The 26,166-nt window shown below is 72.6% G+C and carries 21 protein-coding genes; 5 read left to right on the forward strand and 16 right to left on the reverse strand.

Annotated elements, in window-relative coordinates:
- Positions 1–2: 2 nt before the first annotated feature.
- From HNP84_RS10145 to HNP84_RS10155, 3 genes are read right to left on the reverse strand one after another with little or no spacing between them, the layout of a single operon-like run.
- On the reverse strand, positions 3–920 hold the full coding sequence (locus HNP84_RS10145) for a carbohydrate ABC transporter permease (RefSeq protein ID WP_221336104.1): 918 nt from the start codon (positions 918–920) through the stop codon (positions 3–5).
- Positions 917–2,269, reverse strand: coding sequence for an ABC transporter substrate-binding protein (locus tag HNP84_RS10150; protein ID WP_185049234.1), 1,353 nt, complete (start codon positions 2,267–2,269; stop codon positions 917–919). Before HNP84_RS10150 ends, HNP84_RS10145 begins: the two co-directional genes overlap by 4 nt.
- Before the next feature lie 47 nt (positions 2,270–2,316).
- The gene (locus tag HNP84_RS10155; protein WP_221336105.1) at positions 2,317–3,462 is read right to left on the reverse strand and encodes an enolase C-terminal domain-like protein; all 1,146 of its coding nucleotides are present in this window, start codon (positions 3,460–3,462) and stop codon (positions 2,317–2,319) included.
- Between the two features lie 146 nt (positions 3,463–3,608).
- Between HNP84_RS10155 and HNP84_RS10160 the strand changes: the two genes are divergently transcribed.
- Positions 3,609–4,358, forward strand: coding sequence for a FadR/GntR family transcriptional regulator (locus HNP84_RS10160; RefSeq protein ID WP_185049236.1), 750 nt, complete (start codon positions 3,609–3,611; stop codon positions 4,356–4,358).
- Positions 4,359–4,368: 10 nt separating this feature from the next.
- Here the strand turns inward: HNP84_RS10160 and HNP84_RS10165 are convergent, their stop codons facing one another.
- Both HNP84_RS10165 and HNP84_RS10170 read right to left on the reverse strand, forming a co-directional pair.
- The gene (locus HNP84_RS10165) at positions 4,369–5,880 is read right to left on the reverse strand and encodes an N-acetylmuramoyl-L-alanine amidase (protein ID WP_246518013.1); all 1,512 of its coding nucleotides are present in this window, start codon (positions 5,878–5,880) and stop codon (positions 4,369–4,371) included.
- Positions 5,881–6,157: 277 nt separating this feature from the next.
- Positions 6,158–8,401: a WD40 repeat domain-containing serine/threonine protein kinase gene (locus tag HNP84_RS10170; RefSeq protein ID WP_185049238.1), complete on the reverse strand. Its 2,244-nt coding sequence runs from the start codon at positions 8,399–8,401 to the stop codon at positions 6,158–6,160.
- Between the two features lie 180 nt (positions 8,402–8,581).
- Here HNP84_RS10170 and HNP84_RS10175 point away from each other — a divergent pair, with 180 nt between their 5' ends.
- Positions 8,582–8,812 carry a hypothetical protein gene (locus HNP84_RS10175; protein WP_185049240.1) on the forward strand — a complete coding sequence of 77 codons (231 nt, stop codon included), beginning with the start codon at positions 8,582–8,584 and terminating at the stop codon, positions 8,810–8,812.
- Between the two features lie 255 nt (positions 8,813–9,067).
- Here the strand turns inward: HNP84_RS10175 and HNP84_RS10180 are convergent, their stop codons facing one another.
- Positions 9,068–9,307, reverse strand: coding sequence for a hypothetical protein (locus HNP84_RS10180; protein ID WP_185049242.1), 240 nt, complete (start codon positions 9,305–9,307; stop codon positions 9,068–9,070).
- 334 nt (positions 9,308–9,641) lie between these two features.
- Between HNP84_RS10180 and HNP84_RS10185 the strand changes: the two genes are divergently transcribed.
- Positions 9,642–11,114: a PQQ-dependent sugar dehydrogenase gene (locus HNP84_RS10185; protein WP_185049244.1), complete on the forward strand. Its 1,473-nt coding sequence runs from the start codon at positions 9,642–9,644 to the stop codon at positions 11,112–11,114.
- 16 nt (positions 11,115–11,130) lie between these two features.
- Here HNP84_RS10185 and HNP84_RS10190 read toward each other — a convergent pair whose 3' ends face one another.
- On the reverse strand, positions 11,131–11,631 hold the full coding sequence (locus tag HNP84_RS10190) for an MSMEG_6728 family protein (protein WP_312924285.1): 501 nt from the start codon (positions 11,629–11,631) through the stop codon (positions 11,131–11,133).
- 186 nt (positions 11,632–11,817) lie between these two features.
- Between HNP84_RS10190 and HNP84_RS10195 the strand changes: the two genes are divergently transcribed.
- Positions 11,818–12,486: a lytic polysaccharide monooxygenase auxiliary activity family 9 protein gene (locus HNP84_RS10195; protein ID WP_185049246.1), complete on the forward strand. Its 669-nt coding sequence runs from the start codon at positions 11,818–11,820 to the stop codon at positions 12,484–12,486.
- A gap of 80 nt (positions 12,487–12,566) precedes the next feature.
- Here HNP84_RS10195 and HNP84_RS10200 read toward each other — a convergent pair whose 3' ends face one another.
- The 4 genes from HNP84_RS10200 to HNP84_RS10210 form a co-directional block, all read right to left on the reverse strand.
- A complete protein-coding gene (locus HNP84_RS10200; protein ID WP_185049248.1) occupies positions 12,567–13,148 on the reverse strand; it encodes a DUF305 domain-containing protein in 582 nt (193 codons plus the stop codon).
- A 52-nt stretch (positions 13,149–13,200) separates the two neighbouring features.
- Positions 13,201–14,058: a lytic polysaccharide monooxygenase gene (locus HNP84_RS10205; RefSeq protein ID WP_221336107.1), complete on the reverse strand. Its 858-nt coding sequence runs from the start codon at positions 14,056–14,058 to the stop codon at positions 13,201–13,203.
- Between the two features lie 602 nt (positions 14,059–14,660).
- Positions 14,661–14,786, reverse strand: a complete 126-nt coding sequence (locus HNP84_RS54820) for a hypothetical protein (protein ID WP_281396082.1) — start codon at positions 14,784–14,786, stop codon at positions 14,661–14,663.
- A 739-nt stretch (positions 14,787–15,525) separates the two neighbouring features.
- Entirely contained in the window at positions 15,526–19,812 is a 4,287-nt protein-coding gene (locus tag HNP84_RS10210) for a discoidin domain-containing protein (protein ID WP_185049253.1), read from the reverse strand.
- A 330-nt stretch (positions 19,813–20,142) separates the two neighbouring features.
- Between HNP84_RS10210 and HNP84_RS10215 the strand changes: the two genes are divergently transcribed.
- Positions 20,143–20,550, forward strand: coding sequence for a pyridoxamine 5'-phosphate oxidase family protein (locus tag HNP84_RS10215; RefSeq protein WP_185049255.1), 408 nt, complete (start codon positions 20,143–20,145; stop codon positions 20,548–20,550).
- Between the two features lie 31 nt (positions 20,551–20,581).
- On the opposite strand, the gene HNP84_RS10220 is transcribed toward HNP84_RS10215, so the two are convergent.
- The 5 genes from HNP84_RS10220 to HNP84_RS10240 all read right to left on the reverse strand — a co-directional run bounded on the left by HNP84_RS10220 (position 20,582) and on the right by HNP84_RS10240 (position 26,161).
- Positions 20,582–21,349, reverse strand: coding sequence for an enoyl-CoA hydratase (locus HNP84_RS10220; protein WP_185049257.1), 768 nt, complete (start codon positions 21,347–21,349; stop codon positions 20,582–20,584).
- 29 nt (positions 21,350–21,378) lie between these two features.
- The gene (locus tag HNP84_RS10225; RefSeq protein ID WP_185049259.1) at positions 21,379–23,595 is read right to left on the reverse strand and encodes a xanthine dehydrogenase family protein molybdopterin-binding subunit; all 2,217 of its coding nucleotides are present in this window, start codon (positions 23,593–23,595) and stop codon (positions 21,379–21,381) included.
- Positions 23,592–24,569 carry an FAD binding domain-containing protein gene (locus tag HNP84_RS10230; RefSeq protein ID WP_185049260.1) on the reverse strand — a complete coding sequence of 326 codons (978 nt, stop codon included), beginning with the start codon at positions 24,567–24,569 and terminating at the stop codon, positions 23,592–23,594. Before HNP84_RS10230 ends, HNP84_RS10225 begins: the two co-directional genes overlap by 4 nt.
- Positions 24,566–25,024 carry a (2Fe-2S)-binding protein gene (locus HNP84_RS10235; protein ID WP_312924516.1) on the reverse strand — a complete coding sequence of 153 codons (459 nt, stop codon included), beginning with the start codon at positions 25,022–25,024 and terminating at the stop codon, positions 24,566–24,568. Before HNP84_RS10235 ends, HNP84_RS10230 begins: the two co-directional genes overlap by 4 nt.
- A gap of 171 nt (positions 25,025–25,195) precedes the next feature.
- Entirely contained in the window at positions 25,196–26,161 is a 966-nt protein-coding gene (locus HNP84_RS10240) for an aldo/keto reductase (protein ID WP_185049264.1), read from the reverse strand.
- Positions 26,162–26,166 lie beyond the last annotated feature (5 nt).

Raw genomic sequence — 26,166 nt, forward strand, 5'->3', positions numbered from 1 at the left:
TGTCAGTCCTTCTCGAACAGCCCGGTACGGAAGACCACCACGGCCGCGCAGGCCAGCCCGACCACCACCAGGTCCACCGCGAGCGCCGCGGCCCCGTGGAAGTCGCCCGCCTGGAAGGCGTACAGGTACGACACCTGCGCCACCGACCAGCCGTCGGGGATCATGCCCCAGCTCGCGGTCGAGACGAGCTGCGGCTCGACGAAGAGCTGCGTGCCGGTCGCGAACGCCAGGATCAGCATGTACGCGATCCACTTGCGCAGCATCGGGATCTGCACCCGCAGCGCGATCTGCAGCACGTTGGCGCCGTCGATCCGGGCCGCCTCGATGACCTCGTGCGGGATGTTGTTCAGCGCCCCGTACATGATCACGATCCAGCCGCCCGCGCCCGTCCAGAACGCGATCACGGTGAACAGCACCGGCAGGTGGTCCGGTGCGATCACCTTGGCCAGGGTGTCCCAGCCGAACGCCTCCAGCAGCCAGCCCACCGGGCTCGCCGCCGGATCGAGCAGGATCAGCCACAGCAGCACGCTGGCCACCCCGGCCAGCGCGCCCGGCAGGTAGTACACGAACCGCAGCGCCGAGCTGGTGCGCGGCATCCGGCCGTGCAGCATGATCGCCAGCAGCACGACCAGCACCATCAGCGTGACCAGCCAGATCACCAGGTACATCAGCACGTGCCCGAACGCGGGCAGGAACCGGTAGTCGGCGAACGTACGGGTGAACTGGCCGAGGCCGACGAGCTGGCCGCGCGAGTTGGAGATCGACAGCCACAGCGCGTACGCCGTGGGCACCACGCCGAACGCGAGCAGCAGCACGAAGTACCCGGCGACGAACACGTAGCCCATGCGCCCGGCCGGGTTGGCCACCCGGGCCGCGGCGCGGCGCGCGCCGGCGGCCCGGGGCACGGTCGCCTGGCTCACGGGTTCACCGTGTAGCCGAGCGAGGTGGCCTTGTTCTCGATGGCCGTCTGCCAGGTGCCCAGCAGCGAGGTGAGCGTCTTGCCGTCGTTGAGCGCCGGCACGACGGTGGAGGCGTAGATGGCCTCGTGGCTGTAGCGGGTGGCCGACCAGCCGGGCCACACCTTGCCCGCGGCCTCGGTGAAGGCCGGCGCGACGTCCTCGGCGAAGTAGCCGGTGTCCTGCTGGCCCTTCAGCCAGGCGGTGGCGGCCTCCTTGTACGCCGGGCAGGTGCCGGCCGTGGCCTGGTAGTCGGTGGAGGTGGTCATCCAGGTCACCAGGTCGGCCGCGGCCTTGAGGTTCTTGCTGTGCGCGGAGATGAACCACACGCCGCCGCCGACGTTGCCGGTGAAGGCGGCCTGGTCGGCCTCGAACTTCAGCGGCGGGGCCGCGGCGATCTGGCCCTTGGGCGTCTTGAAGGTGGAGTTGAACAGCACCTGGCCGTACCACGACGGGCCGGGCATCATCAGCACCTTGTCGGCGTGGTCCTTGATGAAGCCGGAGGCGAAGACCGTGTCCTTCGACACCGAGCCGGCCGCGATCAGCTTGTCGAGCAGGGTCGCCATGCGGGTGCACTTGGGGTCGTTCAGGTTGACCGTGACGGCCTTGGCCCCGGTGACCGTGCTGGCCGGGCACTGGCCGGCCCAGAAGTAGACCTCGGGGGTCCACGGGTCGCCGGCGGTGCCGACGAGGTAGCCGGGGTGCTCCTTGGCCACCCGCTCGCCCAGCGCCTGGTACTCCTCCCAGGTCGTGGGCACCTCGTAGCCGAAGTCGTCGAAGAGCTTCTTGTTGTACCAGAGCACGACCTGCGCCAGGTCGTTGCGCACGCAGTAGACGTTCTCGCCCACCGTGCACGGGGCGAGCGCGCCGTCGGCGAAGCCGTCGAGCACCGACTTGTCGATCAGGCCCTGGTTGACCGGCGCGGCGTACGGCTTGGCGCCCTCGGAGGCCCAGGTGACCGCGTTGTAGTTGACGTTGAAGGCGACGTCGGGCCACCCGCTGCCACTGCGGTCGAAGAGCTGGACCTTGGTCTGCAGGTCGTTGGCCCCGTTGGCGTCGCCGCTGTAGGTGACGATCTTGATCTTCACGTCCGGGTGGGCCTTCTGGTACGCCTCGACGCCCGGCACGCGGGTCGCGTCGGCCCACACCAGCAGCTCGCTGCCGGGCACCTGCTCGACCGGCGTGAAGGCCGTGGCCCGGGGGGACGCGCCGGCGGCGGGGTCGGGGTCGGCGGACCCGCACGCGGCCAGGACCAGCAGCGAGGCGGCGAGTGCGGCCAGGGCGGGAGCCCGCCTCGACGTAGGGATGCGCATAGCTGACCTTTCGATGCGGCCCGGCCTGTACGGCCGTGGCCCGGTTCCTAGGCCTTCGGAGCCGTCGCCAAGTCCTGGTCGACGTAGGGCTGAAGGACGGGGGGGTAGTCGAGCCCGGCGGGCAGCGCGACGCCGGGTCCGGTCGGCGCGTGCACGAGCCCCCGCTCGTCCACGCCGCTCTCGCGCCGGATCGGGTTGCCGAAGACCAGCGACTCGTAATACGTGGTGTTGGAGATGGCCATGCAGAGGTGCCGGTTGGGGATCTCCGGCCCGTGCACCTCCGCGCGCAGCCGGTACGCGTCGGCCAGGTGGGCCGTGCGCATCGAGCCGGTGAAGCCGCCGCGGAGCTGGGTGCCCGCGCGTACGCCGAAGGTGGCCGCGCCCGCGTGCACGAAGTCGGCCGAGTTCATGTGCACGCCGTCGGAGGTCTCGGCAACCAGCAGCGGCACCGCCACGGCGTCGGCCAGCCGCTTGTACGCCGTGACGCTGAACTCGCGCATCGGCTCCTCGTACCAGAGGTAGCCGGCCCCGGCCAGCGCGTGGCCGAGGTAGATCGCGTCGGGCAGGTCGAAGCCGGCCGAGCCGTCGAACATCAGCGGCACGTCGTCGCCCACGTGCTCGCGCAGCCTGACCGACAGCTTGGCGTCCCTGCGGGCGTCGCCCCAGGCGTGCAGCTTGATGGCGGGGTAGCCGAGCTCCAGCGCCTGGTCGGCGATGTCGAGGTACTCCTCGATGGAGGAGTACGTGACGGTGGACGCGTACGCCTCGATCGACTCCCGGTAGCCGCCGAGGAGCTGCCACGTGGGCACCCCGGCGGCCCGGCCGGCCAGGTCCCACAGCGCCACGTCCACCAGGCCGAGGAGGTACAGCGGCAGCTCCTCGGTGCGGTCCAGCTCCCACATGCGGTGCCAGAGCCACTCGCGGCGCATCGGGTCCTGCCCGACCAGCTCATCGCGCAGGAGCCGGTTCACCACGTCCTCCAGCAGCGGGCCGGTGCCGCGGCGCGGTGCCAGCGCGACGCCCTCGACCCCGGCGTCGGTGCAGATCCGCAGCACCGCGCCCTCGCCGTCGGGCGGGCTGCCCAGCAGGCCGTCCCGCCAGACGAACGGCGGCGACGTCGCGGGCTGGAAGATCCGGTAACTCTCGACGTGAGTGATCCGCACGAGCTTGGCCCCCGGGGTCTGGTCGGACACGCTTCCGAAATTTTCATGAAACGTAAGTCGTCATACGACTGCTGTCAAGAGGGGGCGGGGGCGTACACTCTCCGCTGAGGCTCCTCGATCCTGCTCCACCCCAGCCCGCAGCCGACCCCGGAGCCCGAACGGAGTGGATTCGAAAGATGGCACGTCCTCACGGCGAGACCGCGGAGCTGCTCGCGCCCGCCCCGCGCCGTCCCAAGCGGCTGGCGGCGGTGGTGGTGAGCACGCTGGTCGATCGGATCGTCTCCGGCGCGTTCCCCCCGGGCACGCCGCTGCCCACCGAGCCCGCGCTGTGCGAGACGTTCGACGTCAGCCGCACCACCATACGCGAGGCGGTGAAGGTCCTGGAGGAGAAGGGCCTGGTCAGAGCGCGGCAGGGCTCCGGCACCACGGTGACCGAGGAGGACGATTGGAACCTGCTCGACCCGATGGTGCTCTCGGCCACGGTGCGGCACGACAGCGAGCTGCGGGTGCTCGACCAGCTCGTGGACATCCGGGCGGCGCTGGAGTCGCAGATGGCGGCGCAGGCGGCGCTCACCGCCACCGACGCCGACCTGCGCGAGATCGAGGCGGTGCTGGAGCGGCTGAGCGCGCAGACGCGCATCCCGGAGATGTACGTGGACACCGACGTGGCCTACCACGACCGGATCATGCTCGCGTCGGGGAACCGGCTGGCCCGCGCCATCGTGCGCACCGTGCACGCCGAGGCGCGGACCAGCCTGCGCTACGTCGGCGACCCGCGTCCCGACGACTGCGAGGCGTCCAACGCCGGGCACATCCGGATCTTCGAGTGCCTGCTGGCCCGCGACCCCGACGGCGCGGCGGAGGCGATGACCACGCACATCCAGCAGGCGTGGCGCCGGCGTCGCCCCAAGCCCGGGACGGCGTAGGCGCCGATCGTCACGGGCACGCCTCGAACCCGCTGGCGTAGGAGCTGGAGCCGGCCTTGCCGCCCCACTTGACGCAGGCGTCGCGGGCCGGGGCGCGCACCGGCCCGGCGTAGTAGGCGAAGTTCCCGCTCACCGTCGTGCGCGGCTTGCCCTCGACCTCCAGGAACGCCGTGGCCGGGGTCTCCTTGCCGAGCGAGGCCGCCTTGATCGTCACCACGCAGTTCTGCCCGCTCTTGCCGTTCCACAGCAGGTAGACGGTGCCTGCAGAGCCGAGCGGACGGGACTTCAGCACGCCGAAGCCCGGACCACAGACCATCTCCGGCTTGTACGGGTTGTCGGCCACGCCGCCGTTGACGTACCTCATGTACCTGGCCCAGTCCCAGTGCTTGCCCGGGTCGGTGTGCGTCGCGCCGGGGGCCTCCACATGCCCGATGATGTGCTTGCGGTCCTTGGGGATCTTGTAGCGGTCGGCGATGCTCCGGGTCAGCGCGGCCGAGGCGCGGTACATCGCGTCGGTGAACCAGGAGGCGTCGCTGACGTAGCCCTCGTGCTCGATCCCGATCGAGCGCCGGTTGTAGTTGCCGACGTGCCAGGCGCGGTCCTTCTCGCGCACCATCTGGGTGATCGCGCCGTCCTTGGACCGCACCACGTAGTGCGCCGAGACCTGGGACCTGGGGTTCTGGAACCAGGCGATGCTGCCGGCGTACGAGCCCTGGGTCACGTGGATCACGATGCGATCGATCTTGTCGCTCCTGGGGCGGTTCGAGACGGTGTAGTTGCTCTTGCTCGCGGCCACCCAGCGGGCCGATGGGTAGTCCACCGCCGCGGCGGCGAAGGCCCGGTTCAGGTCGGTGGTACGGCCGTACGCGCCGCGGTCGGGCTCGATCACCCGGGCCGCGACGGTCACCTGCTCGCCGCTCGGCAGCGTCGCCTGGATGCCGGTGGCGAGGAAGTCGTACACGGCGTCGGCGTACAGGCGGGCGACCTCGGGCGAGGGCGAGCCGCCGTACGCGGCCACGGCCGGGTACCAGCGCGCCGGGTCCTTGCGCGCGGCGGCGTCGAGGCCGAGCCGGTCGGCGTGCGCGCGCAGGACCGCCGCGCCGCCCGCGATGTTGGCCGCGTCGTCCTTCTGGAGCTGCTCCACGGTATGCCCGGTGAGCCGCGCCGCCTGGTACAGCGCGTCGCCGGCCGGGCTGCCGACCAGGTGCATCACGCCGAACCCGCCGCTCCCGCTCACCCGGCCCTGGTGCCCGTCGAGGTGGGTCTCGGAGTAGCCGAGCGCGACCAGCAGGTCGCGCGGCACGTCGTACTTCGCGGCGGCGGCGGCGAAGGCGGCCTCCAGCGGCGAGACCCGTCCGGCCGCGCCTCCCGCGGCCCACTGCGGGTCGTCGGGGTCGGCCACGGCCGGGAGCGAGGGCAGGAGCAGGGGGACGAGCATACAGAGCAGGGCGAGCAGCGCGGCGACGGCGCGGGCCGGCGTCACGGCCGGGGCTCCGGGTCGGCGCACACGGGCAGCCATCATTGATCCTCCTCGTAGGGGGCGTTCCGGCGACCGGAATGCCGAGGGACCGCTGCACCGTAAGAGCGCCTGACAGCGAAGTAAAGAACATCGCCAAGAATCGATCTATATCAGGAAATTACATCTGTTTCTCCACTAAAAATGGAATCAACCGCTACCATCCACCCCGTTGACCTCGCCCACCCCGAGATCACCAACCGCACCACACGTGCACATGCAACGGAAAGCGCGCGCGAGGTGCCGGTCAGCGCGTCACGATACTGCTGCTATTTCGGGATTTTCAGGTGATACGCCATTCCCGTACGGTGTCGTCGCCCCCGGCCGTCACCGCGACGACCCGCCCGTCCAGCTCGGCCACGGCCGCGCCGAAGACGTTGTGGTCGTGGTCCTTGAACGCCCGGCCGACCAGCTTGCGCGTGGCGAGGTCGGTGACCCGCGCGGTGCCGTCGTTGGAGCCGGAGACCAGCACCACCGACTCCCCCACCTCGGCCACCGCCAGCGAGTAGACCCAGCCCGTGTGCCCCTTGATCGGCGCGCGCACCTCGGCGCCGCTGGCCGGGTCGCCCACCCGGATCACCTGGTCGGCCCCGGCCGAGATCACCACGGTGCGGCCGTCCAGGGTGGCGGTGGTCACCGCGGAGACCTGGCCGTCGTGCTGGGCGACGATGTCGCCGTCGCCCTCCTCCAGGCCCCAGCTCCGTACCAGCCCGTCGCCGCCGGCGGTGAAGATCCGCGGCTCGCCGCCGACCACGCCCACCTCGACGCCGAACACCGGTCCCCCGGACGCCTCGCGCGCCTTGCCGATCTGCTTACGGGTGGCGAGGTCCCACACCCACAACTTGCCGTCGCCGCCGCCGGCGACCGCGACCGGCCTGCCGTCCACGATCCCGGTCGCGACCGAGAACAGCGGCTGCGAGGCCGTGATCGGCTTGCCCAGGGCGCGGCGGGCCGCGAGGTCCCACACCCGCAGGGTCTTGTCGTCGCTCACCGTGACCGCGACCGGCTTGCCGTCGAGATCGGCCAGGGCCACGTCGCGCACCCAGTTGGTGTGCCCGCTCAGCAGGGCGAGCTGCCTGCGGCTCGCCAGGTCCCACACCCGCACGGTCCGGTCGTTCGCCCCCGAGACCGCCACCTGCCGGCCCGACACCTCGGTCACGGCGACCGCGTTGACGTCGTCGCCGTGCCCGGTCAGCGGCCCGCCCACGGCCCGGCCCGTGGCCGAGCCGAAGTCGACGGGCACCGTGGACGGGGTCGGCTCCGCGGACGGAGTGGCCGCGGGCGTGGCCGCGGGGGTGCTCGGCGGCGTGCTCGGGGGTGTGGTCACCACGTCGGTGACCGCGGGCGAGGAGACCGCCACGGTCTTCACGCCGCCCCCGTCGCCGCCGGACAGCAGGGTGGGCACGAGCACCGCGGCCCCCGCCACCACGGCCGCGCCCGCCACGGTCGCCGCGATGAGCCCGGTGCGCCGCCGGGGCGCGCCGCCGGGCGGCAGGGTGTCCAGTCCGGCCCCGCGCCGCTGGGACGGCCCGGTGTCGTACGGGGGCGCCGTCACGGGCGGCTGAGTGTGGGGCGGCGCGGGCGGCTGCGCGGGCGGCGCCTCGCGTACGTGCGGCACCGTCTCGGGCGAGGCCAGCACCTGCTCCGGCACATGACGCCCGCGCGGCACCGCCACCGTCGCCGGGGCCCCGCTCGCCGCCGCGGGCAGATCGCTGTTGGCGATCAGCCGGAGCAGGACCTCGGAGGCCGACGGGCGCGCGGCCGGGTCCTTGGCCAGGCACTCGGCCAGCAGCGGCCGCAGCCCCGCGGGCACGTCGGACAGGTCGGGCTCCAGGGACAGGATGCGGTGCAGCACCGCCGGGATGCTGTCGTCGCCGAACGCCGGCCGCCCGGTGGCGGCGAACACCATCGTGACCGCCCAGGCGAACACGTCGGACGGCGGCCCCACACGCTGCCCGGCGATCTGCTCCGGCGACATGTACGTGGGCGTGCCCACCGCCCCACTGGTCTGCGCCGCGGCCGAGTCGAGCGCCCGCGAGATGCCGAAGTCGATCACGCGTGGCCCGTCGGGGCCGAGCAGCACGTTGTGCGGCTTGAAGTCGCGGTGCACGATGCCCGCCTCGTGGATGGCGGCCAGCGCGGTGACCGTGCCCACCGCGATCCGCTGCAGCGCGACCCCGCGGCGCGGCCCGTCCTCCTCCACGCTCTTCTGCAGCGACACACCCTCGATGAACTCGCTGACGACGTACAGCGCGTCGCCGGACTCGCCCACGTCGAGCACCCGCGCGGTGCAGAACTCCGCGATCTGCCTGGCGACCTCGATCTCGCGCAGGAAGCGGGCGCGCGACTCCGGCCGCTGGGCATGCGTGGAGTGCAGCATCTTGACCGCGACGCGCTCCCCGTCGTCGCCCTGGTCGCGGTGCCGGCCGAGATAGACGACCCCCTGGCCGCCCTGCCCCAGCCTGGCGAGAATCCGGTACGGCCCGACGAACTCGGGATCCCCCGGCCGTAACGGCGAACCGGCCATCGAACTCCTCCCCCGATCCGCGGCGCTCCGGAACGCGCCGGGATCACTGACGGCCTCCCCCGGCGCACCCTATACCGCGATTCGCGCACCCGCGCGAACGGCCCCGTACACCTTTCTCAACCCGATATGTCGCCGTCCTTCCCGATGTTGCCGGGATGCCGGGATGGGTAGGGGCTGCACATGGAGTTCGACGACGAGTATCAGGACGAGGCGGCGATCCGCGACAGGCTCGCCACGATCGACAGGGAACTCCGCGACCTGCGCGGCGAGCTGAGCCGCTCCGACGACCCCAAGGACTTCGGCGACGCGGGCTCGGAGCTCGCCCGGATCGAGGAGCAGAGCGCGCTGATCGACGCCCTCGAATCGGAGAAGGCGCGGCTCACGGCGAGGCTGACCGAGCGACCGGGCTGACGAGCGACCGGACTGACGAGCGGCCAAGCCGACCGAGCGGCCAGGGCCGCCCCTGGACGGACGAAGACCGCCCCGGGCGGACGAAGACCGGCCCTGGACGGAGGAAGCCTCACCCTGAACCGATGAAGACGAAGGCCGCCATGTCCGGGACGGGGCATGGCGGCCTGTCGAGGTATGCCGCATGGCGTGCTCCGGTCGTGCTCGGGACGGGGGGTTTCGGCCGGACGCGCCGTCGGGTGCGAGGAGGGGCCGGCGTCAGTGCCAGTCGATGCCGCGGGTGGTCAGCAGCTCGTCCTCGATGTCGTCCAGATCGTCGAGAACGCCCTGGAGCCCGCGGGCGCCCATGCGGTGCTGGACGAGGCTGCGCAGGTGGCGGCGGCGCTCCTCCTCGCTCATGTGCTCCCCGGCCCGGCGGCGGTGCCGTGGGGGAGCCTCGCAGGAGGCGGCCCCGGGCTCGGTGGCCGGGGGCGCCGTGGTGGCAAGCGGTCGATTCATGATTGATCGCATTCCTCGTGTATGGCCGGGTATTGAGGGTGCTTCTGGTAAAGAAGACGCCGCGGAGGCTGGTGAGGTTGACGAAACCTCGCCGCGAAAGGCTAACGATCTAATTTCATCCTTGTTATCTCCCGTGACCTCCGCCGCGATAGGGCCCCCCGGCGTGAAAGTTTCGCTCATGAGACGGGCTCTCAGGCGGAGCGGCGGAGCGTAGGCGCTGGTCACGCGGGAGCGGCGTGAGCCGGGCCCGCAGGGCCGCCGTGTCCGGCTGGACACGGGCGCGCGTGCCGTGCCACCACAGGCGCAGGCCGAATTCCCCGTCAGGAGTCCGACGATGCCCAAGCGCTCCGTCCCCGTCCTGGTTCTCGCGTTGATCGTCGCGGCGGTGATACCGATCCTCGCGATGGCCACCACACCCGCCGCCGGGGCCCGCTCGGCCGCGACCGGCGGGTTCGACTTCACCCGGGCCCAGGTCTCGGTGACCGGCCTGCAAGTGCCCTGGGCGCTGGCGTTCCTGCCCGACGGCAGCGGGCTGGTCTCGGAGCGGAACACCGGGCGGATCATGCAGGTGCGCCCCGGGGCCGCCCCGGTCGCGGTCGCGACGCTCCCCGGCGTGTCGGCCTCGGGCGAGAGCGGTCTGCTCGGCATCGCCGTGTCGCCGACGTACGCGCAGGACCAGTGGGTGTACGCGTACTACACGACCGCCAGCGACAACCGGGTGGTGCGGTTCCGGCTGAACGCGGCCCAGTCGCCGCAGGTCCTGCTGTCGGGGATCCCCAGCGCGGCCATCCACGACGGCGGCCGGATCGCCTTCGGCCCCGACGGCATGCTGTACGTCGCCACCGGCGACGCCGCGGCGACCGGCAACGCGCAGAACCTGTCCAGCCTGGCCGGCAAGATCCTGCGACTGCGGCCCGACGGCACGATCCCGCCGGACAACCCGTTCGCAGGCTCGGCGGTCTACAGCTACGGCCACCGCAACGTCCAGGGGCTCGCCTGGGACTCCCAGGGCCGCCTGTACGCCACCGAGTTCGGCCAGAACACCTGGGACGAGATCAACGCGATCGTCGCGGGCGGCAACTACGGCTGGCCCACCTGCGAGGGCACGTGCTCCAACGCGTCCTTCCGCAACCCGATCGTCACCTGGACCACCGCCGAGGCGTCGCCGAGCGGCCTGGCGTACGCGAACGGGACCCTGTTCGCCGCCGGCCTGCGCGGCAACCGGCTGTGGACGGTGCCGGTGACGGCCTCCGGGAGCGCGGGCACCCCGGTGGCCGAGCTCCAGGGCAGGTACGGGCGGCTGCGCGCGGTCGCGGTGGGCCCGGACGGCTGGCTGTGGATCACCACGAGCAACCGCGACGGACGCGGCACCCCCACGGCCGACGACGACCGGATCATCCGCGTCCCGCCGGACGGCGGCGGCACCGCGTCCCCGACCGTGACCCGCACGGTGACGCCCACCGTGACCTCCACCGTGACCCCCACGACGAGCCCGACGGCCGGTGGGTGCACGGCCGCGTACCGGGTCACCGGGCAGTGGTCGGGCGGGTTCCAGGGCGAGCTGACCGTGCGCAACTCCGGCACGGCGCCCATCACCGGATGGACCGTCACCTTCGCCTTCCCCAACGGGCAGACGATCAGCCAGATGTGGGGCGGGCGCCACACCCAGTCGGGGGCCTCGGTCACCGTGCGCAACGAGACCTGGAACGGCTCGCTCGGGCCGGGCGCCGGCACCGCCGCCGGGTTCCTGGCGAGCTGGAACGGTAACAACGGCGTACCGTCCCCGGTGACCTGCACGGCGTCCTGACGCCGGGGGGCGCCCGTCAGCCAGGCGCCGGGGGCATGCAGGCGGGCGCCCGGCCGGACGACGGCCACACGTACGGCAGGTCGTCCGGCTCGGCGTCGCCGAACAGCGGGCGGTAGAAGGCGGGGGCCTTGCGCAGCAGCGCCGAGCGGTGGCTCCGGTGCAGCGCGGGCTCGCCCAGCCACGGGGGCAGCTCCCCCGCGCGGGCCAGCTCGTCCTGGCCGCGCGCGGCGGCCACCCCGCACCGCTCGGCCAGCTCCCGTACGACGGTGCCGGCGCAGGTGTCGGCGCGGCCCAGGCCGGTCCACACGGCGCACATCTCCAGGCCGTACCGGACCAGCGCCTCCTCGTACCCGGCCCACATGGCGACGACCGGGTGATGCCGCCATCCGTAACCCGGCACCGTGAGCGCCCGGAACACCTGCAACGCCTCGACCCGCTGCTTGCCCAGCCGCAGCGGGTCGAGCACCCGGGCGCTGTCCGCGAACCCCGGGTACGGCAGGAACGTCTGCACGGCCACCACCCCCTCCCCCGGTGCCCTCCCCATCCGGCCTGCGCCGTCACCCGTTGTTTTCAGGAGATTTCATGCCGGACGGCAGGCCCGCGGCGTACCCGGGTCAACGCGGTTGACACCCGGCGAGGCACCCCGTGACTGTTTCTGTCAAGCGGCGCGCCGAAGACCCCCCGACGAATCGGAGACCGCACCATGCACCGTCATCATCAGGCGGGACGCACCCGCTGGACCCTGCGCGGCCTGCTCCTGGCGGCCGTGGCCATGCTCGGCCTGCTCCCCTGGGGCGACACCGCGTTCGCGCACGGCTCGATCGTCGATCCGGCCTCGCGCAACTACGGCTGCTGGCAGCGCTGGGGCAACGACCACCTGAACCCCAACATGCAGCAGCAGGACCCGATGTGCTGGCAGGCGTGGCAGGCCAACCCCAACGCCATGTGGAACTGGAACGGCCTGTACCGCAACGGCGTCGGCGGCAACCACCAAGCCGCCGTGCCCGACGGGCAGCTGTGCAGCGGCGGCCGCACGGAGGGCGGCCGGTACAACGCCCTCGACGCCGTCGGCCCGTGGAGGATGACCAACATCGGCACCAACTTCACCCTGCGCCTGTACGACCAGGCCAGCCACGGCGCGGACTACTTCCGGGTGTACGTCACCCGCCAGGGTTACGACGCCACCACCCAGCCGCTGCGCTGGAGCAACCTGGAACTGGTCCGCACGACCGGCAGGTACGCACCCGCCCAGAACATCACGATCGACGCGAGCGCGCCGGGCCGCTCCGGCCGCCACGTGATCTTCACGATCTGGCAGGCGTCCCACATGGACCAGGCGTACTACATCTGCAGCGACGTCAACTTCACCTGACGTCACCCCCCGGCCCGGCCCCGCCGCCCAACGGCGGGGCCGGCCTCGCGTCGTGGACCAGGGGACGGGTCAGGGCCGCGTCAGGGGCGCAGGGCGAGCAGCGCGTCGATCTGGGCCGAGCGGGAGACGTCCACCCGTTGCGCGACCTTCCTGATGCCGGGGTCGGTCCCGGCAACCAGTTCGGCCCTGGCGAGCTGGACCGCGTCGTCCTGGTGGGCGATGAGCATGTCGAGCAGCTTGCGCTCGAACTGGGCGGGGGGCGCGTTCTCGACCGCGGCGATCTCCTCCTCGCCCGCGCCGGGCATGCCGCCGTGCGCCGCGTGCTCGGCGGGGTCGGCGGTGGCGGGCAGGCCGCGTCCGGCGAGCCAGACGGCCATGTCCCTGGCCTCGGCCGCCTGGGTGGTGGCCATCGCGGCGAGCAGGGTGGCGACCTCGCCGCGCACCCGGCGGCCCTCGGCCAGCTTGGCGATGCGGACGCCGAGCCGGTTGTGCGCGAGGAGCATCTGGGCGAACATCACGTCCTCGCCGTTGTACGCCGCGCCGGAGCGGACGCCGGCGGCCGGGACGGGGCCCGCCGCCCGCGCCTCCTCGGGGGTGAGGCCGCCGCAGCCCGCCAGCGGCAGCAGCACGACGGCGAGCGCCGCCGTCGCCGTGTGCCTCATGGGGCTCCTTCCGGATGGGCGGGGCCGGCCCGGCAGGACCGGCCCCGGACGGTCAGACGCGCTCCCAGAGCGCCGGCACGTTCGGCGGCTCCCAGCCCGCGATGGCGGTGTGCGCCTGGCGGCACCGGTAGCCGGCACCCCCGTACGTCACCACGGCGCCGACGGCGTACGTGGTGCCGGGCGCCCAGGTGCCGCCGGTGACGGTCGGCGTGGGCGTCGGGGTCGGCGTCGTCGGCGTGGGAGTGGGAGTGGGAGTCGGCGTGGGGGTCGGGGTGCTGCCGCCGCCGCCGAAGTCCACGTCCGAGCAGGTGTAGAACGCCTCCTCGCTGCCCACCACGCGCTGCCAGATCGAGTAGATGAGCTGGCGGCCGGTCCGCTGCGGCAGGTTGATCGTCCAGTTGGTGAACGTGGTCGGGTTCTGGTTGGTGAAGGTGACGATGTGCTCCAGGTCCGACCAGCGCAGCGGCTGGGACGGGTTCCAGCTCTGCTTGGTGATGTAGAACTCGAAGTTGCTGTTCGCGTGCGGCGCGGTGGCGTGGTAGGTGATCGTCAGCGGGCCGGGCGAGACCCGGGTGGCGGGCCAGTCGGCCCTGGCCAGGTCGAGCCCGCGGTACTTCTCCCGCCCCGCCGAGCAGAGCTGCCCGTCGGGGATGATCTGACGATGCCGGCCCCCGGCGTCCAGCCGCGACACCTCGTGCCAGTCGTAGAACGCCTGGGTGCCGCCCGCAGCGACCGCGGCCTTGCACGCCTCGGACTTGGGCGTCTCGGGCCCCTCGGTCTTGCAGACGTAGGCCCGGCTCGGCGGGTTGGACATCGAACCGTGCGCCCCCGCCGGACCGGCGGGCAGCAGAACGAGCGCGGATGCCGCGGCGACCACGGCGGCGGCCCCGGCGGCGACCTTGTTTCTCACGTGCACGAACTCCTCCTAGGGGGGTTGTCGGAGGTCAAGCGCTTTATAAATAGGAAACCTTACTAAGCAATTGCCTGGCAAGCTCCCGGTTTCCATCACTTCTCCCCAGCACGCAAGGTGACGCGCAAAGACCACCCGCGAGGAGCCGCGCAGAACCCCCGACCGGCATCACAGCCGCCGCCCCGACCGTCGCCCCCGCGCCCAACAAGCCCTTCGGCCACCGATGCGTCCCCCTCACCTGCCCCAACAGCCCCGAACTGAGCGACGACCTCGCCGACCAGCGCAGCGAGCGCGCTGAGTGCGGCAAGCACCGCGAGCGCGCTGAGCGCGGCAAGTGCGGTGGGGCGGCAGGCGGCGTGCACGGCAAGCACGGCGAGCGCGCTGAGTGCGGAAGTGCGGTGGGGCGGCATGCGCGCCGAGCGCGGCATGCGCGGCGGGCGTGGCCAGTGCGATGAGTGCGGCAGGCGCGGCGGGGCTCGTGCGGCGGGCGGTGCAGTACCCCGGCCCTGTCGCCGGGGTCGTGCCCGCCCAGGAGAAGCCGGGACACCCGGCGCGCACGGCCGTGCGCAGGCCGCCGATCGAGGCGGCGACACTGGCGTGCCTCACGCCTCGGACTCCAGGCCGACCAGGCCGCGCTTACCGCACTCGCCGGGCCCACCGCGCGTGCCGCGCTCACCGAGGCGGCCGCGCACGCCGCGCGCACTCGCCGCGCTCACCGTCTTGCCCACTCACCCCACCCACCGCCCCCGCCGCACTGACCATGCCTGCCGCACTGGCCGCATCGCCCCCGGCCCCGCATGCCATACATGCCACGCTGGCCGCGATCAGCGCGCACGCCGCGCTCACCGCCCAGCGCACTCACCGCGCTCACCGCCCCCGCCGCACTAGCTCGCACGCCGTGCTTACCGCACTCGCCGCGCTCATCGTGCCTGCCGCACTGGCCGCATCGCACCGGCCGCGCATGCCACGCATGCCATGTTGGCCGCGCTGGCCGCGCTCGCCGCGCACGCCGCGCTCACCGCCCACCGCCCCCGCCGCACGGCCCGCACGCCGCGCTTACCGCACTCGCCGCGCTCACCGTGCCTGCCGATCGCCGCACTAGCCGAACTCGCCGCCGGCGCACTCACCGCGCCCACTGCACTCTCGGCCACCGCGCTCGCGCCCTCGCCGCGCTCGGCCCAAAGCAGGAGGGAGTGTCCGGGCAACGGTGGATCTTGCGCCCGACGGGATGGGGGTGGATGCCGGAACTTGCGGAAACGCGACGCCCTCCGGCCGCCTCCTCCCGAACGGTGACACGCCCAAGGGGGACGCCGCCGCCCCCTCTCGGGGAGCGGCGGCGTCCTGGGAGTGTCGGGGAACGGGGTGGATCTTCCGTAAGGCGGGATGGGGGTGGGTGCCGGAACGGCGCCCTCCCCCTCCCGAACGGGGGCGCACCCGGACGCGCCCGGTGTCCTGGTCGTGGCGGGGTTACGGGTTGATGTTGATCGTGAAGGTGGAGGTGGTGTTGCGGATGTTGACGGCGTTGTTGCTCATTCGCAGGTTGTTGAACGTGACCGAGCCGACGGCCGGGCCCTGGCCGGGTTCGGGCATTTCGTTGGCCCAGATCGCGAAGCCCGACTTGGCGTCGTACGCGTCGCCGCTCTTGCGGGCCCCGGTGATCGAGATGTCGGTGAAGACGGTGTCCTTGATCGGGTTGACCGGCTGCCCGCCCAGGTACTGGGTCTGGAACATGATCCCGTGGTAGGTCGGGTCCACGATGTCCACGTCGCTGACCCGGATGCCCTGGAACACCTTCGAGGCGGAGAAGAGCCAGATGCCGGGGAAGGTCTGGCCGTTCCAGAAGTGACCGCCCGCCCGGACGATCGAGATGTTCTCGAACCGGGTCGGCGGGTCGGCGCCGAAGCCGTTCATCGGGTAGCCGAAGTCCAGCGAGCTGATCGTGATGCCGGAGTAGACGAGCGTGTCGGCGATGTGGATGTTGCGGAAGACGTTGTCGTAGCCGCCGTAGACCGCCACGCCCGCGGCGCGCCAGGTCAGGATCGAGGTCAGGTTCTCGTACACGTTGCCCTTGACGTCACCGCCGCCGGCGTCGATCGCGGAGAACAGGGCGAAGCTGTCGTCGCCGCTCGCCCGCGACTCGTTGTTGACGACCCGGTTGTCGGTGCTGCCGTTCGTCATGTTGATGGCGTCGGCGAACATGTTCCGGATACGCGAGTTCTTGATCGTGATCCGGTCGGTGTTGGCGCCCCAGTACAGGCACACCATGTGCTCGTTCCAGATGTTGTCGATCGTCATGTCGCTGACGTTGCTGAAGTCGAACACCTTGCCGGGGCCGTCGATGCGCGAGGTGTAGTTGCCGAAGTAGGCGAAGTTCGCGAACGTCGAGCCGTTGGCGCTGCTGGAGGCGGTGAAGCCCACGTCGGTGTTGTCCTGGTTCGACGGTGCGTGGAAGCGGGTGTACCAGGGCCCCGCCCCGATCACCTTGACCGCCTTGCCGTACACCTGGAACTTGCTCGACGTCTGGTAGTCGCCGGGCGGCAGGTAGACGCCGACGAGGGTGCCGGTGGTGTCCATTCGCACCCGGTCCAGCGCGTTCTGCACGTCCTGGTGGGTGAAGCCGGTCGGCACCGCGTACGCCGCCGGGTCGGGGTTGGGGATCGGGGCCACCTGCTCCAGGCTGATGAAGTCGATGGCGTACGTCGTGGTGTTCGCCGGGTCCTTCTGCAGCCTGATCTTGCTGCCCGCCGGCACCGTGGTGCCCAGCATCAGGTTGGCCTCGTCGTAGATGTGCCGGGGCGCGCCCATGCCCGGTGAGTTGCCGGGGCTCGCCTCGGCGCCGTACAGCCAGGCGTACCTGGAGGTCAGGTTGATCGCCTTGAGGAACGCGCCGTTGACGTAGACGTTGAGCGTGCTGTTGATGCCGCCGCCGCCCGGCGCGTCGGGGATGGAGAACCTGGTGACCAGGGTGTTGGTCTCGGCCTTGGTGGTGAACTCGACGTAGCTGCCGGTCGAGTTCAGCGTCACCGCCCTGCGCCCGGACGCCTCGCCGGCCACGTCGCCGATGGTGCGGTTCGGGCCGACCACCGTGGCGCCGCCGCCGACGGCCGCGTCCTCGGCCTCGTAGACGTCGTAGGGCATGTTGGCGCCGCGGCCCACGTAGAACGGCTGCTCGGTGGTGTTGTTGGCCCGCTTGACCGCCACCTCGTTGGCGTCGGGGGCGAGCACCACCTTGACGGTGTACTTGCCGTTCGCCGCGGTCCACGTGCCCAGGTTGACCGGCGAGGTGGTGTCGCCGGCCCCGATCACGCCGGTGTGCGCGCCGGTCAGCGTGCGCACCACCGCGCCGGTGGCCGCGTCCGTGATCGTGAGCGTGATGCCGTGCGCGCCGCTCGCCGAGGCCACCGTGCCCTGGTTCTTGACCGCCACCGTGAAGGTGACCGTGTCGCCGCCGGACGGGTTACTCGGCGTCCAGGCGACCGGCGCGGCGACCAGGTCCGAGCTGTCCACCGGCCGTACGGTCAGCGGGCCGGCGGCGGTGAAGGCGTTGTTGGTCTCGTTCTGCTCGATGACCGCGTTGGCTTCGTCCACCTTGGCGCTCAGCGGGTACGACCCCGCGTCGCGGGTGCCGATGTTCGCGGTGACGGTGGCCGACGCCCCTGGGGCGAGCCCGCCCACCTGCGCGGTGCCCACCGGGCTGCCGCCCAGGTGGAAGGTGACCGCGGTCGCGCCGGAGGCCGCGGTGCCCTGGTTGCGCACGGTCGCCGACAGCGTGATCGCGTCGGTCTCGACCGGCGAGGACGGCGAGGCGGTCAGCGCGGTGACGGCGAGGTCGGGGTTCGGCGCGGGCGTGCCGATGACCTGGAACTCCGCCACCTGCCCGCCGGGCGCGCCGGAGTTGGCGGTGAAGCGGAGCTGCACGTCCGCCACGGTGGCGGTGAGCGGGATCGTCACGGTGTTCCCGCTCGCCGGGTCGAAGGTGTACTGGGCGGCCGAGGACAGGTTCGCGAACGTCGTCGCGCTCTGCTCGCGGCCGAGCACCTGGATGGTCTGCGTGCGGGTGGCCCACACCGGCGCCGGGTTCAGCTTGAGCACCAGCGAGGTGATGTTCGCGTTGGCGCCGAGTTGCACGGTCAGCGTGCTGGGATGGCCCGCGCCCTCCCAGTAGGTGGTCACGTCGTTGTCGTTGGCGTTGGCCGCGACGAAGGTGAACGTCGAGGACGACGCGCTGATCGGCTTGCCCACGGCCATGTTGGAGCCGCCCCCGGTGCCGTTGCGGGTCACGGTGTTGCTCGGCGCCGACTCGTTCCCGGCCGCGTCCTTGGCCACGACGTGGTAGGAGACGGTCGCGCTCGCGGGCTGGGTGTCGGTGTAGGTGAGCACGTCACCCGCGACGCTGCCGCGCCGCACGTTGTTGGCGTAGATGTCGTACGCCGTGACGCCCACGTTGTCACTGGACGCGCTCCAGGTCAGCCGGATCTGCCCGGTCGCGGGCTCGGTGAACGCCAGGCCGGCCGGCGCGGTGGGTGCCTGCGTGTCGCCCGAGGAGCCCGTACGCGTGACGGTGTTGCTGCTGGGCGACTGGTTGCCCGCCGCGTCGCGGGCCTTGACGTAGTAGGAGACGGTGGCGCTGCCCGGCTGGGTGTCGGTGTAGGTGAGCACGTTCCCCGCGACGCTGGTCCGCAGCTCGTTGTCGGCGTAGATGTCGTACGCCGTGACGCCCACGTTGTCACTGGACGCGCTCCAGGTCAGCCGGATCTGCCCGGTCGCGGGCTCGGTGTACGCCAGGTTGCCCGGGGCGGTCGGCGCCTCGGTGTCGCCGGTCGCCGGGCCGTACACCTCCAGCTCCGACACCTGCCCGGCGGGCCACCGGGTGTTGGCCGTGATCCGCACCCGCAGGTAGCGGGTGGTGGCGGAGTTGAAATCGATCGTCACGACATTGCCGCTGGACGGGCTGAACTGGTATCCGGCCGACGCGACGATGTCGGAGAATGCCGAGCCGTTGCCGCTTCCTTGCAAAGAAAGGGTCTGGGTCCTGGCCTCCCAGCTCGGCGGCAGCTTCAGCACCACCCGGTTCACCGCGACGGCCGCGCCCAGGTCCACCTGGAGCCACTGCGGGAACGCGTTGTTCACGCTCTCCCAGTACGTCGCCGCGTCGCCGTCGCCGGCGTTGCCCGCGGTGTATTGGGCGGTGGCGCCGCTGGCGGTGAAGGGGCGGCCCCGGGCGAGGTTGCCGCTGGACTCGCCGGCCGCGTACACCTCCAGCTCGGCGAGCTGCGCGGCGGGCCAGCCGGTGTTCGCGGTGATCTGGATGCGTACGTACCTGGTGGTGGTCGCCCCGAAGTCGATGGTCACGGCGTTGCCGTTGGCCGGGCCGAAGGAGCGCTCCGCCGCGGGGGCGATGGTGGCGAACCCGCTGCCGGTCGCGCTGCCCTGGACCGACAGCGTCTGGGTGCGGGCCTCCCAGCTCGCGGGGAGCTTCAGCCTGACCTGGTCGATGGACGTGGCGGCGCCCAGGTCCACCTGGACCCACTGCGGGAACGCGTTGTTCGTCCCCTCCCAGTAGGTGGCCTGGTCGCCGTCGCTGACGTTGCCGGCCGTGTAGGGGGAGTTGGAGCTGCTCGCCGTGGCGGTCCTGCCCGCCGCCAGGTTGGGCCCGCCTGCCGCCGTCGCCGTGACGGGCGGCCCGGCGACGGCCACCAGACAGGCCGCGACCAGTGCCGCGAGCGGCCGTAACATCCGGTGCGTCTTTCTCATGCGCCTCTCCGAGGTGGGGGGGTGAGAGCGGCGGCACGTGTCGCCGTGTCGCCAAGCGAGGAAGTTGCGGAGAACGGCTAGGAACTCGACGATGCTTTGCAAGATTTTTGCAGAGCAGTGATGAGATGTTACAGTCGCGCTACCGGCCGGTCAACGGCGTGTGACCAGCGGCGAGACCGGCGAGGTCCGGCGGGCGTGCGGCGGGCGTCCGGCAGTGGCCGCCGGGTGTCCGGCAGTGGCCGTTGTGCGGCCGTCGGGTGGCCGTCGGGACCCGAAGCCGGGACCTTCGCCCCTAACCGACCCGGCGCGTCAAGCCGCAGGCTGGAGCCCATGAAGGTCGATTCCGCCGGGTTGGAGGTGCTCTCCCGCACGGAGTGCATGGCGCTGCTCGGCTCCGCCACCATCGGGCGCATCGTGTTCACCGAGCGCGCCCTCCCCGCCGTGCAGCCGGTCAACTTCGTGCTCGACGGCGAGGACGTCGTGATCCGCACCGGCGAGGGCTCCAAGCTCTCCGCCGCCGCCCGCGACGCCGTCGTCGCCTTCGAGGCCGACGAGGTCGATCCGGTACGGCACACGGGCTGGTCGGTCACGGCGGTGGGGAACGCCCGGATCGCCCGCGAACCCGCGGAGATCGCCCGCCTGTCGGCACTCCCCCTGACCACCTGGGCCCCCGGCGTCCGCGACCACTTCATCGTGATGCGCACCGAACAGGTCACGGGCCGCCGCATCCGGCGGTGACGCGGCGGCTATCGGGAGGGGGCGCCGCGGGTCACCTGGCGAACTTGGCGGCGAACTCGCGCACCTCGTCGTGGGTGGCCGACTCGGCCTGGGCCCAGGCCTCGAACTCCACCACGGCGTCCAGGTCGGCGCCGCCGGCCGCGAGGCGTACCGAACGCTTCAGGTCGCGTACCAGGGCGGGGCGGAGGGCGGCGTACGAGCGGGCCAGGCCGAGGGCGGTGGCGAGGGGGTCGGGCTCCACGGAGAGCACCACCCGCTCGCTCAGGGCCCGCTCGGCGGACAGGGCGCCGCCCTCCAGCATCAGCGCCAGCGCCCGCTGCGGGCCCAGTTCGCGGGTGAGGAACCAGGTGCACCCGCCCCCGGGGTGCAGGCCGATCTTGGTGAAGGTGGCGGCGAAGCGGGCGCCGGGGCCGGCGATCCTGATGTCGCAGCACAGGGCCAGGTTCAGGCCCGCGCCGACCGCGGGCCCCTGCACCGCCGCGATCGTCGGGATCGGCAGCGCGAGCACGGCCAGGAAGGCGTCGTAGTACGCCCGCAGCGTGGCGCGCAGCTCGCCGACCGGCCGCTCCCCCGCGTCGCCGAACATCGCGGGCAGGTCGGCGCCGGCGCAGAACGCGGTGCCCTCGGCGCCGACCACGAGGGCGCGGGCGGCGGAGTCGTCGCGGACCCGCTGGACGGCGGCGGCCAGCTCGTCGCGCATGCGCTCGCCCAGCGCGTTGCGCCGCTCGGGATCGGCCAGCGTGATGACGCGCACCCCGTCGTCGTAGGAGTCCAGCCTGATCGTCCGCCACGCCGCCACCGCACCGCTCCCTTCCGCCGGCCCTCACCTTACGACAGCAGCTTGTCCGGGGTGATCGGCAGGTCCCGGACGCGTGTGCCGGTGGCGTTGTAGATCGCGTTGGCGATGGCGGCGGCGACGCCGGTGCCGGTCAGCTCGCCGAGGCCGCGCGCGCCCTGCGGGTTGTAGCGGGTGTCGGGGTGGTCGAGGAAGTGCACGTCCACCGCGGGGATGTCGGCGTTGACCGGGACCAGGTAGTCGGCGAAGTTGGCGTTGGCGATGCGGCCGGTGGCCGGCTCGACGTACGCGCCTTCGAGCAGCGCCTGCCCGGCGCTCATCACCACGCCGCCGGCGATCTGGCCGCGCGCGGTCTTGCCGTTCACGATGGTGCCCGCGTCCACCACGCAGGTCACCCGCGACAGCCGGGCCTCACCGGTGAGGCGGTGCACCCGCACCTCGCAGAAGTGCGCCCCGGAGGTGATGAAGGCGTACCGCTCGGTGTCCTCGCCGAGGGTGGCCGTGGTGACGGCCTCCACCCCGGGGGTCCCGGTCGTGGTCAGCAGCTCGCCGAACCCGGCCCGCCGCCCGCCGCCCTCCAGGACGCCGGAGGAGTAGCGGACGTCCTGCGCGTCCATGCCGTGGAAGGGCGAGCGGGCGTCGGACACGGCGTGCGCGATCAGGGCCGTGATCGCCTCGCCGGCGGCGTCGTGCACGGCCGACAGGATCGTCGAGGTGGCCGCGGAGCCGACCGCGCCCATGAACGAGTCGCCCTCGGCGGCCACGGGCAGGGTGGAGTCGCCGAGGGCGGGCCTGATCCGGCCCACCGGCAGGCCGAGCCGGTCGGCCCCGGCCATGGCCAGCACGGTCATCGCGCCGGTGCCGAGGTCGGCGGTGTTGCACGCCACCTCGACGGTGCCGTTGGCCCGGAACCGCACCCGCGCCGCGCCCGCGTGCTGGCTCGAGGGCAGCACGCAGGTGGCCATGCCCATGCCGACCAGCCATTGGCCGTCGGTCACCGAGCGGGGCTCGGCCTTGCGCCGCGACCAGCCGAACCGCTCGGCGCCGACGCGGTAGCACTCGTCCAGGTGCTTGCTCGCGTACGGCAGCCCCTTGTCCGGGCTGGCGGTGGCGTAGTTGCGCATGCGCAGCTCGATCGGGTCCAGGCCCAGCTCGTGGGCCAGTTCGTCCATGGCGCACTCCAGCCCGAACGTGCCCGCCGCGTAGCCCGGGGCGCGCATGATCGTGCGGCGCGGGATGTCCAGATCGACGACCTTCAGCCGCAGGTCCAGGTTGGGGCACTTGTACGCCGCGGTCGGCGGGCTCGCCGGGTTCTCGATCTCGAAGGTGGTGACCGCCAGGTTCTTCACCGCGGTCAGCGTGCCGTCGCGGCGCGCGCCCAGGGTGACCGTCAGGTGCGAGGCGGTGCGGTGCCCGGTGACGGTGAACAGTTGCTCCCGGGTGGTCACCACCTTGACCGGGCGGCGCAGGGCCCGCGCCGCCGCGGCGGCGAGCAGGGTCGGGGACCAGCTCGTCGCCTTGCCGCCGAAGCCGCCGCCGACGTACGGGCCGATCACGTGCACGTCCTCCTGCGGCACGCCCAGCCCTTCGGCCAGGTCCAGAGCGTGCAGCGCGGGCCCCTGCGAGCCGCTGTGGATCGTCAGCTTGCCACCGTCCCACATGGCGACCGCCGAGTGCGGCTCCATCGGGTTGTGATGCTCGGGCGGCTGGGTGTAGACGGCGGTGTGCGTGACCTCGCTCGCCGCCAGCGCCGCGTCGATGTCGGGCACCCCGTCGGCCAGGATCGTCACCGGGTGCCCGAAGGGGGTCTGCGGGTCGCGGGCGCCGGGCACCCCGGCCAGGAAGTCGGCGGCCGGCGGCTGCGCGTCGTACTCCACCGTGACCAGGGCGGCGGCGTCGCGGGCCTGCTCGAAGGTCTCGGCCACGACCATCGCCACGATCTGCCCGTAGTGGCGGACGACGGCGTCCTGCATGGCGCGCTGCGGCTCGCCGATGAACTGCGCGATGTAGGACCTGGGCGGCAGCAGCCGCAGCGGGTTGGCATGGCTGTAGACGGCCAGCACGCCCGGCGCGGCCGAGGCGCGGGCCGCGTCGATGGACCGGATCGTGCCCTTGGCGATCGTGCTCAGCACGAAGTAGCCGTGGGCGAGCCCGGCGGGGTTGTTGTCGGCGGCGTACCTGGCCGCCCCGGTGACCTTGGCGCGGCCGTCCACGCGGTCCAGCGGCGCCCCCAGCGATGTCCTCGTCATGATCGGCCTGCCAGCTCCAGTAGGGCGCGGACGACGGTCCGGCGCAGCAGCTCGGGTTTGAACGCGTTGTGGGCCAGCGGGCGCGCGCCGTCGGCGGCCTTGGCGGCGGCGGCCTCGAAGGCGTCCTCGCGGGCGGGCGCGCCGGTGAGCGCCGCCTCCACGGCGGGCAGCCGCCAGGGCCGGGTGCCGACTCCGCCGGCGGCCACCCGCGCCGCCCGTACGACGCCGTCGCGCAGGTCCAGCGCCACCGCCGCGGACGTCAGCGCGAACTCGTACGAGCTGCGGTCGCGCACCTTGACGTAGGTGGAGCGCTCGGCCCAGGCCAGCGCGGGCACCGACACGGATGTGATCAGCTCGCCCGGCCGCAGCGCGTTCTCCTTCTCCGGGGTGCCGCCGGGCAGCAGGTAGAAGTCGGCCAGCTTGACGCTGCGCTCGCCGTCGCGGCTCGCCAGGTGCACCGAGGCGTCCAGCGCGACCAGGGCCACGGCCAGGTCGCTGGGGTGGGTGGCCGCGCAGGCGTCGCTGGTGCCCAGGATCGCGTGCATCCGGTTCTCCCCGGTCAGCGCCGGGCAGCCGGAGCCGGGCACGCGCTTGTTGCACGCAGAGGCGGTGTCGCGGAAGTAGCCGCACCGGGTGCGCTGCAGCAGGTTGCCGCCGATCGTGGCCATGTTGCGGATCTGCGGCGACGCGCTGCGCAGCAGCGCCTCGGCCAGGACGGGGTAGGGCCCGGCGACGAGCGGGTGCTCGGCGACGTCGGCCATCCGCTCCAGCGCGCCGATGCGCAGGGCCCCGTCGCGCACGGCGACGCCGCGCAGCGGCAGGCGGGTGATGTCGAGCACGTGCTCGGGCGTCATCACCTCCAGCTTCACCAGGTCCACCAGGGTGGTGCCGCCCGCGAGGTACGCCGAGCCGTCGCCGGCCAGCGCCAGCGCCTCGCGTACGGTGCCGGGCGCGGCGTAGGTGTAGGGCCTCATCCGCGCTCACCCGCGGCCTTGACCGCCGCCACGATCCCCGGGTAGGCCCCGCAGCGGCAGATGTTGCCGGACATGAACTCCCTGATCTCCTCCTCCGACCCGGCGTGCCCCTCGCGGATCAACGCGACCGCGGACATGATCTGCCCCGGTGTGCAGAAGCCGCACTGGAGGCCGTCGCACTCCAGGAACGCCCGCTGCACCGGGTGCAGCTCGTCGCCGCGGGCCAGGCCCTCGACGGTGGTGACGGCCTTGCCGTCCAGGCCGGCGGCCAGGGTGAGGCAGGACAGCACCCGCCTGCCCTCCACGTGCACCGTGCAGGCGCCGCACTGGCCCCGGTCGCAGCCCTTCTTCGTGCCGGTCAGGTCCAGCCGCTCGCGCAGCGCGTCGAGCAGGGTGACCCTCGGGTCCAGGCTCAGCGTGCGCTCGCGCCCGTTCACCCGCAGGGTCACCCGCACGACGCTCGCGCCGGCGCGGGCCGGGCCGGCCGTCGCCGCGGCGGCGGGCGACGGGGCTCCCGCCGTGCCGGCCGCGAGCGCCGCCGCGGCGGCGGAGGTGGCCAGGAAGCCCCGGCGCGAGACGCCGCGCTCCGGCTCGGATGCTTGCTCCATATCCGCACATCTCCAAGGTCAGGATCGAGCAGGGGAAAGTCCGGCGAGGCGGTCGAGCTCCCGCTCGGTCAGCTCCAGGTCCAGCACGGCCGCGCTCTCCTCGACGTGCCGGGGCTTGGACGCGCCGGGGATGGCCACGACGGTGTCGCCGTAGAAGCCGGTCAGCCAGGCCAGCGCGACCTGCCCGGCCGACACGCCGTACGCCTTGCCGATCGCGTTCAGCTCGGCCACGAGCGGCGCGGTGCGCTTGAGCCCGGCCGGGCTGAAGCCGCCCATCAGCCTGCGTACGCGGGGCAGCTTGCGCACCAGCTCCGGGTTCTCGTGGAACTTGCCGGTGAGCAGGCCGCTGCGCAGCGGCGAGTACGCGATCAGGGTGACGCCCAGCTCGCGGGCTGTCCGCAGGGTGCCGTCGCGCTCGACATCGCGGTGCAGCAAGCTGATCTGCACCTGGTTGGAGGCCAGGGTGAGCCCGTGCGCGGCCAGCACCACCGCCGCCGTACGCATCTGGCGGGCGGAGAAGTTGCTCACCCCCACCGCCGTGATCCTGCCCTCGCGGCACAGCCTCGCCATGGCCTCCACCTGCCGCGGGATGCCGGACAGCGAGCCCACGGGCTGGTGGATCTGGTGCAGGTCGATCGGGAAGCCCTGGAGCGCGGCCAGCCGGTCTCCGACCGTGTGGCCGATGCTCGCGGCGGTGCGCAGGGTCGGGGTCCACTTGGTGGCGATCATCACCTCGCCGGGTTTGACGCCGTGGGCACGGAGCCCGGTGGTGAGCGCCCGCTCCGAGGCGCCCTTGCCGTACATCTCTGCGGTGTCGAACCAGTTCACCCCGCCCGCCAGCGCCGCGCCCACGATCGCGGTGACTGTCTCCTGGCCGATGGCCGGATAGAAGCCCTCGACCAGGCCGGGGCCCGCGAACTGCATGCAGCCCAGCCCGATGGGCGTGATCTCGAACTCGGTCGCGCCGAGTCTGCGCCTGCGCATTGCCT

Source organism: Thermocatellispora tengchongensis (assembly GCF_014202315.1).
Classification (GTDB): domain Bacteria; phylum Actinomycetota; class Actinomycetes; order Streptosporangiales; family Streptosporangiaceae; genus Thermocatellispora; species Thermocatellispora tengchongensis.

Coding starts and splice junctions, on each gene's coding strand:
- HNP84_RS10150 (WP_185049234.1), bottom strand. CDS start 2,269: ATGCGCATCCCTACGTCGAGGCGGGCTCCCGCCCTGGCCGCACTCGCC.
- HNP84_RS10160 (WP_185049236.1), top strand. CDS start 3,609: ATGGCACGTCCTCACGGCGAGACCGCGGAGCTGCTCGCGCCCGCCCCG.
- HNP84_RS10165 (WP_246518013.1), bottom strand. CDS start 5,880: ATGATGGCTGCCCGTGTGCGCCGACCCGGAGCCCCGGCCGTGACGCCG.
- HNP84_RS10170 (WP_185049238.1), bottom strand. CDS start 8,401: ATGGCCGGTTCGCCGTTACGGCCGGGGGATCCCGAGTTCGTCGGGCCG.
- HNP84_RS10175 (WP_185049240.1), top strand. CDS start 8,582: ATGGAGTTCGACGACGAGTATCAGGACGAGGCGGCGATCCGCGACAGG.
- HNP84_RS10180 (WP_185049242.1), bottom strand. CDS start 9,307: ATGAATCGACCGCTTGCCACCACGGCGCCCCCGGCCACCGAGCCCGGG.
- HNP84_RS10185 (WP_185049244.1), top strand. CDS start 9,642: ATGCCCAAGCGCTCCGTCCCCGTCCTGGTTCTCGCGTTGATCGTCGCG.
- HNP84_RS10195 (WP_185049246.1), top strand. CDS start 11,818: ATGCACCGTCATCATCAGGCGGGACGCACCCGCTGGACCCTGCGCGGC.
- HNP84_RS10200 (WP_185049248.1), bottom strand. CDS start 13,148: ATGAGGCACACGGCGACGGCGGCGCTCGCCGTCGTGCTGCTGCCGCTG.
- HNP84_RS10210 (WP_185049253.1), bottom strand. CDS start 19,812: ATGAGAAAGACGCACCGGATGTTACGGCCGCTCGCGGCACTGGTCGCG.
- HNP84_RS10215 (WP_185049255.1), top strand. CDS start 20,143: ATGAAGGTCGATTCCGCCGGGTTGGAGGTGCTCTCCCGCACGGAGTGC.
- HNP84_RS10225 (WP_185049259.1), bottom strand. CDS start 23,595: ATGACGAGGACATCGCTGGGGGCGCCGCTGGACCGCGTGGACGGCCGC.
- HNP84_RS10230 (WP_185049260.1), bottom strand. CDS start 24,569: ATGAGGCCCTACACCTACGCCGCGCCCGGCACCGTACGCGAGGCGCTG.
- HNP84_RS10240 (WP_185049264.1), bottom strand. CDS start 26,161: ATGCGCAGGCGCAGACTCGGCGCGACCGAGTTCGAGATCACGCCCATC.